The following is a 14513-nucleotide window of genomic DNA, read 5'->3' as shown; positions in this document are numbered from 1 at the left end:
CTCCTATATTGATCAGGGAAAGCTCCAGTAACTTAATGAATACACTTTTAAGAACAAGCTCTACGCTAGTTTCATTAGCTAGCATACTGTTGGCCGCGCTAATTGTAGCCTTAGAATATTTACCCGATACTACTTGGGGCATATCCTTAAGTTACTTAATGCTGTTCTCACCTCGCTGGTGGGCCTTATTGGTCATTTTGGCTCCCACAGTGTTGTTAGCTCAGATGGTTAAATGGCAATATCTGGTTTGGGCCTTAACCAGCGTTATTTTTGTTCAATTTCAAGATCTACAATTACAGCTGCCCAATCAACAAGTTGGCCAGCTCACTATACTGTCGTTAAATAACGGCAATGGTGCGAGTTCTGAAAAGATTCGCTTATTGGTCGAAGAGATACAACCCGATATTGTTTTCATGCAGGAATCTAAACCCGAACGGGTTGAGCAAGTCTTTGACGATTCCTGGTATAGCCATTGTGACCACTTATGCACGGTCAGTAAAACACCTCTTGAACATCAAGGCAGCCTTTCTAGAGAAACCTTCGGCGGCTGGGGTAAATTTGCGGTGTTCTATCATACCCAAATTGGCAATAAAACACTGAGCATAGCCAATATCCATATGGACACGCCAAGGCCTACCATTAACGCACTGCTTCATCGCAGTGTTGAAGCAGAAGAGTTTGCGAATTTGCACTTTGCTCGCAACATGCAAGCATCCTTAATTGCCTCGTGGGCTAAGCAGCAAATCTCTTTTGTCGCTGCGGGTGATTTCAATATGACCACCCAAGAAAACCTTTATCAGCGCCATTTAGCAGGTCTAAATAACGCTATTGATTTGGTGGGTAGCAGTATTAATTACACTAAATACACCTCATGGCACGGTGCTAGAATTGATCACGTCTTAGCATCCCAAACGTTTACCTTCACCCAGGCAAAGGTACTCGCCTCCGTTGGCGGTGATCACCGTCCAGTAACCGTCAGCCTAAACTTTAACTAGGCCTACGCCGCCTAAACCCTTGTCTGACCCCATCAATAGCCAACAGCATTAGGGCAACAACGATGAGCAAATAGGTTGGCCATTGTTCAGCTGACAAACGCTCGCCCAACAGCCAGCCGACACTGAATACTAAGATAGGCTCTAAATAGCCCATTAGACCAAACAAACTCATTGGCAAGCGATTAGCTGCAAATAAAAACAACAACATGGGGATGGTGCCAGCAAGACCCAACCCAAAATAATATAACCAGGGGAAGTGATGATAAAAAGTGACCATTTGGCTTTGTTCTGGGCTGACACCGTCACTAAAAAATAAATAAAGCACAGCCAAAGGTAATAACAACAAATTATCGATAGTAAAGGCTATGTGGCTAGGCAAAGGATACTTACGGCGTAACATAAAATATAAGGGGTAACCAAAAGCCACCAGCAATACCACCCAAGACAAACCATCAGCCTTTAAATAGGCGTAAGCAACACCCACACCGGCAATGCTCACAGCACTCCATTGCAAGCGACTGAGCCGCTCTTTGTAAACAAATCGCCCTACTAATACCAATACCAAAGGTAAAGAAAAATAGCCTAAGGCTACAGGAAGAGTTTGACCATTAGCTGGAGCCCAAATAAATAACCAAAACTGCAAACCTACCAGTACTGATGCCAGTATCAATCGCGGCCAAGCTGTTACTTTACTCAATTGGCTCAACACTAATGGCAGCTGTTTCATCAATAGCAGCCCCACCAGCATCAACAGACAACTCCATACTATGCGCTGCGCTGCCAGCCAATTACCGCTGTTTTGGTCTAAAGGAAATTGATGAATATACCAAGGCAGAAAAGCAAACATGCAAGAGGCTGCCACAGAGCTAAATAAGCCCAGGTAAAACTGAGTTTGATGAGATGAAGATAAGGCCAATTTACTGCTCAATCATTCGCTTAAAGAACTGATTAAGCAGCAAATAAAACTTGGCCGCAAGTTATTTGAACAACTTTAGCCTAGTGTATGACCATTTTAGTAGCAGGCTTTGCTGCTAATTGACGACATTGCGCCGATGCCGCCATTGCTTGCCATTGCTGCTGCATTTTTTGATAGGGGCTCAGGCCAGCTTGACGCTGAGCGTAATCGTTCAAGATGACCCCCCAACGAAATTCATCCATTTGTTGCTGAGGTATTTTTGCTTCGCGTTTGGCCATGGCCAATACCAAGGCTTTTACTTTTGCTAACTGAGGCGCAACTGGGTGATTAACCCCGTCAGTGACCAGGACATTCTGAAAATCCGCTAGCATATTTTGCTTGAGGGCATCAATCTCCTCATCTTGTAAATCGGCGACAGCAATCGCTTCAGTAAGAACACGCAGTTGCCAAACCCGCGCGAAGTGTTGGTAATCGTCTTGGCTAAGATTGAAGAACAACATAACGTAACCGCTGGCGCGCTCAATAACCGCTAAACATTCATGGCGGCCAACAGCAAAGGCATGGGCGCTCCAGCTGTGGCGAACTGAGGCGTTTTCTAAAGAAGGTAACTCACGCGGCAAGCAGGCTTGTACATCGTTACTGATTTGAAGTTCAATCATAATTTGCTCATTGCTGATTCTAATAATCTTCAATGAGCAAAAACAATGCCAGCACTTAGCGTCAAAAAAACGCTATTAGCTTAATTCACTTAAAACGTCCGCCAAGGAGTGACGAATTTGATGGCCAAGCTGCTTTAACTGAGGGCTAGGCGGTATAAGATCAGGAATTTGGTAAACCCGCATGCCAGCTGCCACCGCCGCCCGCACGCCATTGTCAGAATCTTCAAACGCTAAGCAATGCTGTGGTTGTGTATCTAACGCACTGGCGGCCATTAAAAATATTTCTGGGTGGGGCTTACTATGACTAACTTCGCAACCCGTTGAGACACTATCAAAATATTGGCTTAAGCCTGCATGCTGTAATTTGGCTTCGGCTGCAGGCCTGCCTGAAGACGTCGCTACGGCCAATGGTATCGACTGACTTTTTAGCCAAGCCAGTAACTCTACAACCCCATCTTTGATCGGTAGCGCTTGATGCATAGTAATAGCGTGATACTTTTCCAACCAACACGCCCTAACTTCATCATAAGGGAAATCATCACCATAGCCAGCGCACAAAATTCGTTTTATCTGTCCAGCATTGGTACCGATTATTCCCAAATAAACCTGCTCTTTAAATTCAATGCCAAGCTCAGCACAAGTCTCAGCAAAGGTGTCATATGATACGCGTTCACTGTCCAGTAACAGTCCATCCATATCAAACACGGCAGCGTGATAAGTCATTTATTCTCCGGTACTAAAAAATTTGGCGACTTTAGCACCAAAAAACACTCACTTTACTCACCGGTAAAGCAAGCCTAATTAACTAAAAAAGAGATGCGCCATTAACGTAATAATCGGCAAGGTCACCAAAGTGCGAATCAGAAAAATAGCAAACAGCTGCCAAAGTTTAACCGGTAACTGGCTGCCCATGATTAACGCCCCCACTTCAGACAAGTAAATCAATTGCGTTACCGATACCGCTGCAATAACAAAGCGAGTAATGTCAGCCTCAATGGACGCGGCCAAAATCGAAGGGATAAACATATCCGCAAAACCGACCACTAGAGTTTCTGAGGCTTTGGCGGCTTCAGGAAGTTGCAGTAACTCCAGCAGAGGAATAAACGGCTTACCCAACAAACTAAATACAGGTGTATATTCTGCTACCACTAGCGCCACAGTGCCTACCGCCATAATCACCGGTAATACACCTAACACCATGTCTAATACATTGTGAATGCCCTGCTTAACCAACAGCTTGGGATGACTGGCTCGACTCGCTTGTTGCAAGGCAAGCTGCCAACCCCAAGTAACACTGTTGTAACCACTAGGGATCACTGCTTCGTCTTTATCCCGTTCACTGCCGTCGATAAATTGATCTTTAAAGCGAGACAAGGGCGGTAAGCGGGGCACAATAATGGCTGCAGCAAAACCGGCTACACACACCGTTAAATAAAATGGCGCAAACATATGTTCTAAGTTTACTTGAGCTAAGACGACCAAGCTAAAGGTGATGGATACCGCTGAAAATGTTGTCGCTATCACTACCCCTTCTCGCTGAGTATAATGCTTCTCTTCGTATTGTTTACTGGTTAGTAATACACCTACGCTGCCATCGCCTAGCCATGATGCCATAGAGTCAACAGCGCTGCGCCCCGGTAAACCAAATACTGGACGCATCACTTTACTCATTAACGTTCCCACAAACTCAAGTAAACCAAAATTCAGCAATAAAGGCAGTAACAAACCGGCAAAAATAAACACGCTCAGTAAGGTTGGTAATAAATCGCCCAATATCAGGCCGCCGGTATCCCCCGACCAAAGGGCTTCAGGACCCAGTTCAAAGGCACATACCACTACCAACAACCAGCCCAACATTCTCACTGCATACCAAGCTTTAGACACTTGAAATAACGAAGTAAGCAAAGCATTTTTGCCTAACCAGCGGGGCTTAGCGAATAGCACATAACTTGACATGACTGCGCTAATACTAATTAAGCCAACCAGTATCCACAGAGCGCTATCGCCCAAGGCGGCCACGAGGGATTTAGCTAAAATAGCCACCGGAATGGTGTAAGAGCCATCATAGGGTAACGGCAACATGAAAAGGAAAATGCCTAATAAAGACGGTAATACGAACTTCCACGCGCTAGCATGTTTTTGGGGCTTTAATTGGCTGGTATTTGGCATCTGTGCCGACTCCGCATCACGCATAGAAAATCACTCTAATCAAGATAACTGTGGATTGTATTCATTAAAGGTGAATAAATTTTCGCGAAAGAATACAAGCAAATGAACAGCCAATCAAGATTTTTAAACTACACAAAACACAAAAACAAAAATTTTAAACTAAAAATAAGAAGCTAAGGCTATCATCTGACTAAAATGGTCAATGATAAGCCATGCCGTTAATAAAAGTTAAAAGTCATTGCTACGAAAACTAAATTCAGCAAGCTGTGCTTCGCCTAAATAGTGACGAATAAACAATTGCCTAGCACTGCTATTAAATTGATAGCGAATACTGGGACTGTGTTGCCAACGGCTATCTTGAGACCGCCGCCAAAGCACCGTGTCGGCTTGTAATTGGCAAAAATAGCTATCGGTTTTACCGAGGTGATCCAAACTAAATTGCCAGCCCTCTTTAAGATTACGGTAGAGCTTTACTTGGTTTGCTTTCACTCCTTGTAAGCTGGCAATAGCCGCTTGGCATATTTGTGGAGAGCGAAAAGCCCCAAGATTTGGTTTCGCCGCCATCAACAAACTGGCGGCTAACAAAAGCAACCAAGGCCTTAGGCCAACATTCATTTAAGTACCACCCTATCAATAAACTTGGCTAACAAAGCATTACTATGCGGTGTTTCTTCAACAGCAGCCAGTAGCTGCTGTAAGTGCTGAGAACCCTTGGTATAGTGCCGACTAAATTGAGTTAAGCGCTGCACCAAAATACTTCGATTGACCTCTGGATGAAACTGGCTTGCCCAAAATGGCGCCTTACTATGTTTAAAAGCGTGTACGCATTGCTCAGTATAGGCCAAGGCTAGGCAGCTATCAGGAACTTGCCAAGCACTATCACGATGGACCGACACCGCCATAAAAGGGTTAGGTAAATCCGTAAATAAACGATCACTAGCCGCTGAACCGCTTAACTTTATTGGCAAAGTTCCCATCTCAAAGCCTTGCTGCTGATGATGGATCTCTCCTCCTAAGGCCAAAACCGCTAATTGAAAACCAAAGCAAGATGCGAAAGTCGCTATTTTTTTCTCAATGCAGCGTAGCAGTAATTCTTGGATATCGAGCACAAAGGGGTAACGCTCTGGCTGCAGAACGCTCGCCTCACTAGAGCCTCCCACCAGTACTGCATCAAAATCCTCCACGGCGAAATTTTCACAATGAGGTGTATCAAATACGTTGAGCACCGTGAATTGCTCTACGGGTAAACCACAAAAATGACTAAAGCTCGCCAGCTCTTCAATGCGCGTATCTACATCATCGCGGATCTGAATCAATAAAATAGATAGTTGATTGCGTGTCTTGGTCATAGTGAATTCTTCATATCGTGATTATTTAGCACTGCAACTCAAATAAGCATAGGCAAATGCTACGTCAATTGCTTAGCGCCTTGTTTAGAGTGATTTGAGATAAAGGAAACTACAAATGGCCGCTAACCGATAGGCTAACTTAATATAGCAATATCTGCAGCCGCGCCGAATTCCGGTCCCTTATGTCCCCTATCGAGGATAGTCGAATTAGCATCACATACTGAGTAAAAATTGCTGACGCCGAGCCGCAAACAATAAAGTGCTAGCTGCAAATAAAGCCTATTTAAGCTAGGCTTACACTTAGATTAAAAGACAAATAGGAAACCTGTATGCATGAGCGTCGGCAATTTTTGCGAGTACTCTTTGACCGCCCCGCCTACCTAAACCATGGGGAGCAGTCATGGTCATGCCAGTTGTTGGATTTATCCTTGCAAGGTGCACTAGTTACGCTGCCTAATGACTGGGATGCGGAATTGACGCAACTCACCTTAAGCTTTAGTTTGAGCGATGTTGCTGTAGAAGAATTGAGCATCACTATGGATGTGGAAGTTAAGCACGTGCGTAACGATCAGCTCGGCTTACGTTGTATTCATATTGATATTGAGAGCGTTAGCCATCTGAAACGCTTAATTGAGCTAAATCTAGGTGACGATGGCTTATTACATCGAGAATTAGAGCACTTGGTAGACCAGCAGCAAGAAGCAGATTAAACCGCCTCTAAGGCTTCAGCCAGTTTACCCACGGCGATGACCTCTAACCCAGCAATTGGCTGCTTAGGCCGATTGCCTAAGGGGACAATAGCACGTTTAAAGCCGTGTTTAGCGGCTTCATTTAAGCGCTCTTGACCATTGCTCACTGGGCGAATCTCTCCCGATAAACCCACTTCACCAAATACCACTAATTCTTGCGGTAATATTTGATTGCGAAAACTCGAGATCATCGCAACCAGCAAGGCTAAGTCGGCGCCCGTCTCAGCCACCCGTACACCGCCCACGACGTTGGTAAACACGTCTTGATCAGACATCTGCACACCGGCATGGCGATGCATCACCGCCAGCAGCATCGCCAAGCGATTTTGCTCTAAACCAACCGCAATCCGTCGCGGGTTAGCCATTTGACTGTAATCGACCAAGGCTTGTATCTCCACTAAGAGCGGGCGAGTACCTTCCCACACAACCATTACCACCGAGCCAGGCGCCGCTTCTTGGCCTCTTGATAAGAAGATAGCTGAAGGGTTGGACACTTCACGCATACCTTGCTCTGTCATGGCAAAGACACCCAATTCGTTAATCGCACCAAAACGGTTTTTGTTTCCACGCAAGGTACGAAAGCGCCCATCGGCATCACCTTCTAACATGATAGAGCAATCAATGCAGTGTTCGAGAACTTTAGGACCAGCCAATGATCCATCTTTAGTCACATGGCCCACCATAAACATCGCGATATTGTGCTGCTTGGCAAAACGGGTTAACCATGCGGCACTTTCACGCACTTGGCTTACCCCACCAGGGGCTGATTGAATATCCGCCATATGCATTACCTGAATCGAGTCTATCACCATCATTTTGGGTTTAACTTCCAACGCGACTTGGCCAATTTGTTCAACACTGGTTTCGGCGAGCAGCTTAAGCTTGTCTTTGGGTAAGCCCAAACGCTGTGCACGCAGCGCTATTTGCTGTAAAGATTCTTCACCAGTGACATACAACGTGTCCATGGTTTGGGCCAGACCACACATGGTTTGCAGTAGCAAGGTACTTTTACCCGCTCCAGGGCTACCACCAATTAAAATGGCGCTTCCCGGCACGACCCCACCACCAAGCACCCGGTCAAATTCTTTAAAACCGGTAGAAAATCGAGGTAACTCGGCAAGATCAATACTGTCTAAGGTTTGCACTTTACCCACATTGGTGCCGGCATAACCGCTAAAACGGTCATTCCGTGCGGGCGCAGCACTTAAGCGCACTTCGCTAACAGTATTCCAAGCTTTACACTCGCCGCATTGCCCTTGCCAACGCGGAAAATCGGCTCCACAATCATTACAAACATAAGCCGTTTTCACTTTTGCCATTTTCGCTCCACGCTAGCGACCGGATCAGCTGAACTTTGTTGCATACTTCAAAGAACCAACGCTTCCAGTGCTAAAATAGTATTCAAAACACTCGCCTTAGCTCAAGCTAAGGGCACAAACTTTGCTTAGTCTAATGACTAAGCCAAAGATTTGACAGAAAAACAACACAGTTAGGAACAATACTAACGGCATGCCAGATACCAAGCACAACGCGATAATTGAACGTTTATTACCGGTAATGGGAAGCAGCGACTTTAACCAGGTGTTTAGTCGTGCCACTCAGGATCTATCCAACAACGAACGTTTTTTATTAAAAATGGAGATGAACCGCCTGTCGGCCCCCTGCCAACGTTTAATAGACTTGCGTGGTAAGGTAGACGGCGACTGCCAAGAATTTCACTATCAAGGTATCAGCCATTTTTTAGATGCCGTTGCGATTAAGGTATTTAAACAACAACTTAAACTATATCGAGACCAATACACCCTAGGTATTTACGAGAAGCTGCAAACCACTGAGAACAACTTAAAGGTGATGCAGAAGAACAATGTTAGCCCCCAACAAGCCGCTGCTCGCCGCCAAAAAAGCATTATTGCCCGTGCCGTGCGTTTAGGTCATTACATTGGACGTAGTGAAGAGAGAATGCATTTAACCGCGCCATTAAAAATGGCCGGTGTTGATGGGGTGCTGTTTGATGCGAGAACCTCAAATATGTCGGTTTCTGGCTTGCGCGCTAAAGTTGATCGACAGCGAGTATTTACTCCAGGTGAGCATTACTTTATCTATTTCACAGGGTTAGAGAAAGAATTCGTCAATCGCATCCTTAGTGCGGGTTGCGAATATCAAGTCGTAGGTATTGACCAAAAAGATGACCAGCAATGGGTACGTATGATCGTGGTTGACCCAAGTGAAGAGTTTAATAGCTTCTTTGCTACCTTTTTGAACTCCTACCGAGGCCGCTACCGGGTTGATGTGGATAACATTACAGCCGCAGTGATCACCAAAGGGTATGAACAATACCTGATGCCGCGACTCAGCAGTATTCCTTTGTATTTTTCCGGCGAGTTACCCGCTCAACTCTGTTATGCCCTAGCCACTCAGAATAATTTGGATGCCCTGTCTTATTGGCGAGATGAGAACAACAACAGCCACCTTTCGCAGCTATTCCACCCACCACGAATGATGCGTTACCAAGCGACCTCCCAGGGTGAAAGTCTGATTTATTGCTTTACTCATACCGCGAATAATAAGCTGTTTTTCTATTCTGCCAGTTCAGAAGAACTGGCCGAACACCCTGAATTAAAAGAACTCTATTTTGCCTTTGGCAGCCGTAAACCCAGCTGGAAAATATTTAAGTTTCAGTGGCAAACCGCACAAGCCAGTGATGCAGAGGTCAGTTCACCGCTACCCAAAAAAGATTCTAAAATTTCACTTGAACGCGTATCCAAAGCGCTCGAAAATTTAGCGATGGTTGGCTTGCTCAGTGATATTACCAGTCAGTATGTAGACCAGACCTACCAGCATCATTACCCACTGACAGGCAACCCTAATAAGTTGGCATTGTTTAATCAAAGCAAGCAAGCTATTCCGCCCTTTGAGCAGGTAAACTATAAGTACTTACAGCTTCGTAAAGAGATGCGTTATCAATATCGTTCTTTAGTAGAAGTAGAGCTCGAAGGGAGTAAAGAAGCCGCTTGGACGAGTGATTTCTCAGTGAGCGGGATGAAGATAGAAGTTGAAGCACCACTAAGTTATGAAACCGGTGATACCGTCAGTTTAGCGCTGCCACAATTTCAAAAAATCGCCAAAAACTTTGAGTTAGTTAACTTAAAATATGTGGTCACCAACTGTAATGTCAGCCATACCATTTATAATTTAAAAGCGCTTGAGCAAAAAGGGCAAACGCACCAAGGGAGCCGCTTTTTCACACAGTTAATCGACAATAACCTGAACAAATTGGCAACCGTTCCTGAAGGAAAAATAGTTGCGGGGTTATCTGACGCCTTACGGCAAATTGTGTGCGCACCGCTGTTTTGTAGAGCCATGTTCATCAATAAGGTACCGGGTAGCTTAGATGTAGGTTGTATTGCTTATGGCTCATTAGGCCATAGTGCTGACGAACTATTTAATATCGACACCAGTACCCATAAGGCTGACCTTAGCCAGTTATTAGCCAGTGATAATTTAGCCTCGTTCTTGGCCACCCAACTTCGCAGCCATGCGCCAAGCGATAACCCAGAAAAAATTGAAATTATCGCCGTCATTCACAAGCGAAAAGACAAACTCGTTTCGGTGCGCAACGCCGAAAGCTTTAGCTCTCCCAGCCAATTACGGGAATTTGTTAATTTAAGTTTAGGGCGAGGCTTGGTTCATTGTTTTTCATTACAACTATCCAGAGTTGGCCGCCCAGACACCGAATATATCCAGCGTGAGCTTGATTACATCAGCCACTATGCAATACATAGGGCCAAACAATTAGAAGATGAGCTGTGGAGTGTTGCAGGCGTTATTGAAGTGACCGATGTCACCGAAGAACTGATGCAACGCTTTAATTTGAGCGTTACATCAGAGCAAGAACTTAGTTTATCGAGTTAGCAATTTAGCGGCTTGCAAAATACAGACAACCCCATCTAAATCACTGTGTTTAATCGCTAGCTGGGCTTGCTGTTGAACTAGCGGTTTAGCATGGATAGCAACCCCAAAATCAGCAGCAGCTAACATCTTCAAGTCATTGGCGCCGTCGCCAATGGCCATTGTTTGACTCACCGAGTACTGCTGTTTAAGTTGAGCTAAGATATCTGCTTTTGCTTGCGCATCAACGACATCACCCAGTACTTGTCCGGTCAACTTTTTGTTGGTGATCTCTAATAAGTTTGCCTGTACGAAATCAAAGCCTAAATCTTGCTGTAAACGTTCTGCAAAATAGGTAAAACCGCCAGAAGCAATGGCAACTTTCCAGCCAGCTTGATGCACAGTTTTAATTAAGCACTCCAAACCCGGCATTAAGGGCATACTATCAGCCACCTGCTTAAGAATACTCTCTGGCGCGTCTTCTAATAAGGCCACTCTGCTACGTAGACTTTGTTCAAAATCTAATTCACCGCGCATTGCAGCGGCGGTTACCGCGCTCACCTGCTCACCGACTCCAGCCAATGCCGCGATTTCATCGATACACTCAATTTGAATGGTGGTTGAGTCCATATCCATCAATACCACACCCGGCTGACTTAAGTCTGGTAAAGCATCCAACACCACTAAGTCAAAGCTCAGTTCAAGGTCTTTAAGTTTCTGTTTACACCACTGAGTATCGGCTTCACTGCGCAACAATACGCAAATGTTGCCCGCTTCGGGCATAACGCCGCATAAATGCAAAGACATAGACTCTTCAAACAAAGGGCGAAGAACCGCGAAATCGGGAATGAGCAAATCCTTTGCCCACACCAATATATAGGCGCCAGAGAGTGACTCATCCGTTTCAAGCAAACCTTGATTTGGGCAAACTTGATAAGGGAATTGCTTTAATGCCACAGACCATTGAGTTAATGACTGCGGCAAGCTGTCTAGAAGATGTGGTGATTGCAAACTAATTCCTTATTAGTAACAAAATTGCAGCGCATCAAGATAGCGTATTGCTTTTTGGTTTGGCAAGCACCTACAATGGCTTTAGGCATAAAAAAGAGGTTACTGTGGCCAAATCAGCTGTTAGACGCTATCGAATTATCCAATTTACCCAATTGCTGTTAGCTATTGCGTGTTGTGTTTGGGTACTTTATTACTACGTTGACTTAAAACACAGTGGTGAACAGTTAATAGAAAACCAAACAGAAAAACTGGCCCGTTCACTGACTTCACTCGCAGCCCTAAACGCTGCCGGTTATATTGGCGAAAACAACCAAGATGACCTCACTGAATTAGTCAACGCCTTAGTTAAAGAGCACTTTGTTAAAGATGCTACCATATATAACCATCAAGGTTTACGCCTAGCCGCTTCACAACTGGCCTTGCCACTTTCTCAAATTTTGCCGCTGGCCGGAAATAGCCATACTCCCTTAGAAGGATTAGGCAGGCGACCTTATATTGCCGAAATACGGGGAGAAAACGGCGACAACTTAGGGTATTTACGAATAACCCTTGAACACACAGCCTTACTTGCCGAAGCAAATACTTACATCACTCGCGGTCAATCTAAGATCATGATTATGTTTTTAATGTCGATTAGCATTGGATTTTTGTTAACGAGGGTATTGTCGCGAAAACGCCATTTAGCGACCCTGTTCAACATTAACGCTAGGGCGCGACGAAAGAAAACCAAGCAAGCAAATAAACTTCTAGCGGACATCGCCGCTAGAAGCAATCAGTGAAAAATTAAAGCAGAGACTCAAGGGTTAGGGTGATCATCTCATTGAAGGTGGTTTGACGCTCTTCAGCAGTAGTTTGCTCACCACTGCGAATATGATCTGAAATAGTCACTACACATAAAGCCGCTTTACCGCACTCAGCGGCTACCCCATACAGGCCTGCCGCTTCCATTTCTACTGCGTAAACATTGTGTTTTTCCATTACATCAAACATTTCAGGCTCAGGTGAATAGAACAAATCAGCTGAAAAAATGTTACCTACTTTGGCATCAATACCTTGCGCTTTAGCGCTATCTACTGCGGCACGCAACAGCTCATAGTTGGCAATAGCGGCAAAGTCATGGCCGTTAAAACGGCTACGGTTTACTTTAGAATCAGTACAGGCGCCCATAGCGATCACTACGTCACGCAACTTAATATCATTGCTCACAGCACCAGCACTGCCTACACGAATGATATTTTCTACACCGTATTGGGTGTAAAGCTCATGGGCGTAGATAGAACAGCTTGGAATGCCCATGCCTGAGCCCATTACCGATACTCGTTTACCTTTGTAAGTGCCGGTATAACCAAGCATGTTACGTACACCTGTAACTTCAACCACATCTTCTAAGAAGGTTTCAGCGATGTGTTTTGCCCGTAGCGGATCGCCTGGCATTAATACCGTTTCTGCGAAATCACCTGGATTAGCGTTGATATGAGGGGTAGCCATATAGTCTCCTAATAAAAGTTAGTGTGAGAGCAGTAAGCCATTGGCTTACCACTTTCGGTATTATTTTTGTAAAAAGCTGCTGCCATATTCTAAGGCAGGCAATCTCATGTAATCTGCAATGGTTTGGCCAATGTCAGCAAAAGTATCACGCTTGCCGACATTTTTAGCGCCCAAATTTTTGCCATAGAAAATAACCGGAATATGTTCACGGGTATGATCGCTGCCAGGCCAAGTAGGATCACAACCGTGATCGGCAGTAAGAATAACAATGTCGTCATCACTCAACTGCGCTAACAGTTCAGGTAAGCGCTGATCAAAATATTCAAGCGCTGCAGCGTAGCCAGCGACATCGCGGCGGTGACCATAGGAAGAATCAAAATCGACAAAGTTGGTAAAAATGATACTGTTGTCTACCTGCCGTGCCATCTCACTCAAGGTTAAATCAAACAAGCCCTCAAGGCCGGTCGCTTTTACTTTACGAGTAATCCCTTGCTGAGCGTAAATATCGGCAATTTTACCAATACTAACCACTTCACCACCCGACTCAGCCATACGGTCTAATAAGGTGGGAGCCGGCGGCAATACCGATAAGTCGCGACGATTACCAGTACGAGCAAATTCGCTTGCATTATTACCTAAAAACGGCCGCGCAATCACTCGGCCAATGTTGTAAGGATCAACCAGTTCACGGGCTAATTCACACAGTTTCAGCAGACGCTCTAAGCCAAAGGTTTCTTCATGAGCGGCAATCTGAAACACACTATCAGCAGAGGTGTAAAATATCGGCTTACCGCTAGCCATGTGCTCTTCACCTAGGCGCTCTAATACTTCAGTGCCAGAGGCATGACAGTTACCTAAGTAACCGGGTAGTCCCGCACGCTCCACTAATTCATCAAGCAAACTCTGCGGGAAACTGTTTTCTGGCTCACTAAAATACCCCCACTCAAACAATACCGGTACCCCGGCGATTTCCCAGTGACCACTGGGTGTATCTTTACCGCTAGACATCTCGGCGGCATAGCCATAATGGCCGGTTGGCGTAACGTCAGCATCTAAACCTGGCGGAAAAACCCCACCACTTTCGCCACAGGCTTTTCCTAATCCTAAGCGATTAAGGTTAGGAATATGCAAAGGACCTGCACGGCCTATATCTGCTTTACCTTGGGCACATTGCTCAGCAATATGCAGCATGGTGTTGGCACCTTGGTCACCAAATTTTTCGGCATCATCGCTAGCGCCAATACCAAAAGAATCTAGCATTAAAATAATTGCACGTTTCATAGGAACTC

14 protein-coding genes are annotated in these 14513 nt (G+C 45.2%); 4 read left to right on the top strand and 10 right to left on the bottom strand.

Annotated features, from left to right (window positions below):
- Positions 1-35: 35 nt before the first annotated feature.
- The gene (locus tag ACVFI8_RS14830) at positions 36-995 is read left to right on the top strand and encodes an endonuclease/exonuclease/phosphatase family protein (RefSeq protein WP_457871769.1); all 960 of its coding nucleotides are present in this window, start codon (positions 36-38) and stop codon (positions 993-995) included.
- Here the strand turns inward: ACVFI8_RS14830 and rarD are convergent.
- The 6 genes from rarD to ACVFI8_RS14800 form a co-directional block, all read right to left on the bottom strand.
- On the bottom strand, positions 988-1923 hold the full coding sequence (rarD, locus tag ACVFI8_RS14825) for an EamA family transporter RarD (protein WP_457871768.1): 936 nt from the start codon (positions 1921-1923) through the stop codon (positions 988-990). The two genes, ACVFI8_RS14830 and rarD, sit on opposite strands and share 8 nt — an antisense overlap.
- Positions 1924-1991: 68 nt before the next feature.
- Positions 1992-2570 carry a DUF6933 domain-containing protein gene (locus ACVFI8_RS14820; RefSeq protein WP_248712802.1) on the bottom strand — a complete coding sequence of 193 codons (579 nt, stop codon included), beginning with the start codon at positions 2568-2570 and terminating at the stop codon, positions 1992-1994.
- A gap of 75 nt (positions 2571-2645) precedes the next feature.
- The gene (locus ACVFI8_RS14815) at positions 2646-3293 is read right to left on the bottom strand and encodes an HAD family hydrolase (RefSeq protein ID WP_248712803.1); all 648 of its coding nucleotides are present in this window, start codon (positions 3291-3293) and stop codon (positions 2646-2648) included.
- Positions 3294-3371: 78 nt separating this feature from the next.
- A complete protein-coding gene (locus ACVFI8_RS14810) occupies positions 3372-4739 on the bottom strand; it encodes a YjiH family protein (RefSeq protein ID WP_457871767.1) in 1368 nt (455 codons plus the stop codon).
- Between the two features lie 228 nt (positions 4740-4967).
- Positions 4968-5354: a hypothetical protein gene (locus ACVFI8_RS14805; RefSeq protein WP_457871766.1), complete on the bottom strand. Its 387-nt coding sequence runs from the start codon at positions 5352-5354 to the stop codon at positions 4968-4970.
- A complete protein-coding gene (locus ACVFI8_RS14800) occupies positions 5351-6088 on the bottom strand; it encodes a type 1 glutamine amidotransferase (RefSeq protein WP_457871765.1) in 738 nt (245 codons plus the stop codon). The genes ACVFI8_RS14805 and ACVFI8_RS14800 overlap by 4 nt, the downstream gene beginning before the upstream one ends.
- 329 nt (positions 6089-6417) lie before the next feature.
- Here ACVFI8_RS14800 and ACVFI8_RS14795 point away from each other — a divergent pair, with 329 nt between their 5' ends.
- Positions 6418-6798 carry a PilZ domain-containing protein gene (locus ACVFI8_RS14795; RefSeq protein WP_248712806.1) on the top strand — a complete coding sequence of 127 codons (381 nt, stop codon included), beginning with the start codon at positions 6418-6420 and terminating at the stop codon, positions 6796-6798.
- Here ACVFI8_RS14795 and radA read toward each other — a convergent pair.
- A complete protein-coding gene (gene radA, locus ACVFI8_RS14790; RefSeq protein WP_457871764.1) occupies positions 6795-8156 on the bottom strand; it encodes a DNA repair protein RadA in 1362 nt (453 codons plus the stop codon). The genes ACVFI8_RS14795 and radA overlap by 4 nt on opposite strands.
- 190 nt (positions 8157-8346) lie before the next feature.
- On the opposite strand from radA, the gene ACVFI8_RS14785 reads away from it, so the two are divergent.
- Entirely contained in the window at positions 8347-10749 is a 2403-nt protein-coding gene (locus tag ACVFI8_RS14785) for a PilZ domain-containing protein (protein ID WP_457871763.1), read from the top strand.
- On the opposite strand, the gene serB is transcribed toward ACVFI8_RS14785, so the two are convergent.
- Complete coding sequence (serB, locus tag ACVFI8_RS14780) at positions 10738-11736, bottom strand: phosphoserine phosphatase SerB (protein WP_457871762.1); 999 nt, start codon at positions 11734-11736, stop codon at positions 10738-10740. The genes ACVFI8_RS14785 and serB overlap by 12 nt on opposite strands.
- 104 nt (positions 11737-11840) lie before the next feature.
- Here serB and ACVFI8_RS14775 point away from each other — a divergent pair, with 104 nt between their 5' ends.
- Positions 11841-12515 carry a YtjB family periplasmic protein gene (locus tag ACVFI8_RS14775; protein ID WP_248712810.1) on the top strand — a complete coding sequence of 225 codons (675 nt, stop codon included), beginning with the start codon at positions 11841-11843 and terminating at the stop codon, positions 12513-12515.
- A 4-nt stretch (positions 12516-12519) separates the two neighbouring features.
- On the opposite strand, the gene deoD is transcribed toward ACVFI8_RS14775, so the two are convergent.
- Together deoD and ACVFI8_RS14765 are read right to left on the bottom strand one after the other, a co-directional pair.
- On the bottom strand, positions 12520-13224 hold the full coding sequence (deoD, locus tag ACVFI8_RS14770; RefSeq protein ID WP_248712811.1) for a purine-nucleoside phosphorylase: 705 nt from the start codon (positions 13222-13224) through the stop codon (positions 12520-12522).
- A 60-nt stretch (positions 13225-13284) separates the two neighbouring features.
- Positions 13285-14505, bottom strand: a complete 1221-nt coding sequence (locus ACVFI8_RS14765; protein WP_457871761.1) for a phosphopentomutase — start codon at positions 14503-14505, stop codon at positions 13285-13287.
- Between the last annotated feature and the right edge of the window lie 8 nt (positions 14506-14513).

Source organism: Agarivorans sp. MS3-6 (assembly GCF_054112545.1).
This window is presented reverse-complemented; position numbering and strand designations above follow the sequence as displayed.

What these genes read in the sequence shown, in the direction of transcription:
- ACVFI8_RS14800 (WP_457871765.1), bottom strand. Translation starts at nt 6,088, where the DNA reads ATGACCAAGACACGCAATCAACTATCTATTTTATTGATTCAGATCCGC.
- ACVFI8_RS14805 (WP_457871766.1), bottom strand. Translation starts at nt 5,354, where the DNA reads ATGAATGTTGGCCTAAGGCCTTGGTTGCTTTTGTTAGCCGCCAGTTTG.
- ACVFI8_RS14785 (WP_457871763.1), top strand. Translation starts at nt 8,347, where the DNA reads ATGCCAGATACCAAGCACAACGCGATAATTGAACGTTTATTACCGGTA.
- radA (WP_457871764.1), bottom strand. Translation starts at nt 8,156, where the DNA reads ATGGCAAAAGTGAAAACGGCTTATGTTTGTAATGATTGTGGAGCCGAT.
- ACVFI8_RS14810 (WP_457871767.1), bottom strand. Translation starts at nt 4,739, where the DNA reads ATGCCAAATACCAGCCAATTAAAGCCCCAAAAACATGCTAGCGCGTGG.
- ACVFI8_RS14795 (WP_248712806.1), top strand. Translation starts at nt 6,418, where the DNA reads ATGCATGAGCGTCGGCAATTTTTGCGAGTACTCTTTGACCGCCCCGCC.
- ACVFI8_RS14765 (WP_457871761.1), bottom strand. Translation starts at nt 14,505, where the DNA reads ATGAAACGTGCAATTATTTTAATGCTAGATTCTTTTGGTATTGGCGCT.
- ACVFI8_RS14815 (WP_248712803.1), bottom strand. Translation starts at nt 3,293, where the DNA reads ATGACTTATCACGCTGCCGTGTTTGATATGGATGGACTGTTACTGGAC.
- ACVFI8_RS14830 (WP_457871769.1), top strand. Translation starts at nt 36, where the DNA reads ATGAATACACTTTTAAGAACAAGCTCTACGCTAGTTTCATTAGCTAGC.
- ACVFI8_RS14820 (WP_248712802.1), bottom strand. Translation starts at nt 2,570, where the DNA reads ATGATTGAACTTCAAATCAGTAACGATGTACAAGCCTGCTTGCCGCGT.
- deoD (WP_248712811.1), bottom strand. Translation starts at nt 13,224, where the DNA reads ATGGCTACCCCTCATATCAACGCTAATCCAGGTGATTTCGCAGAAACG.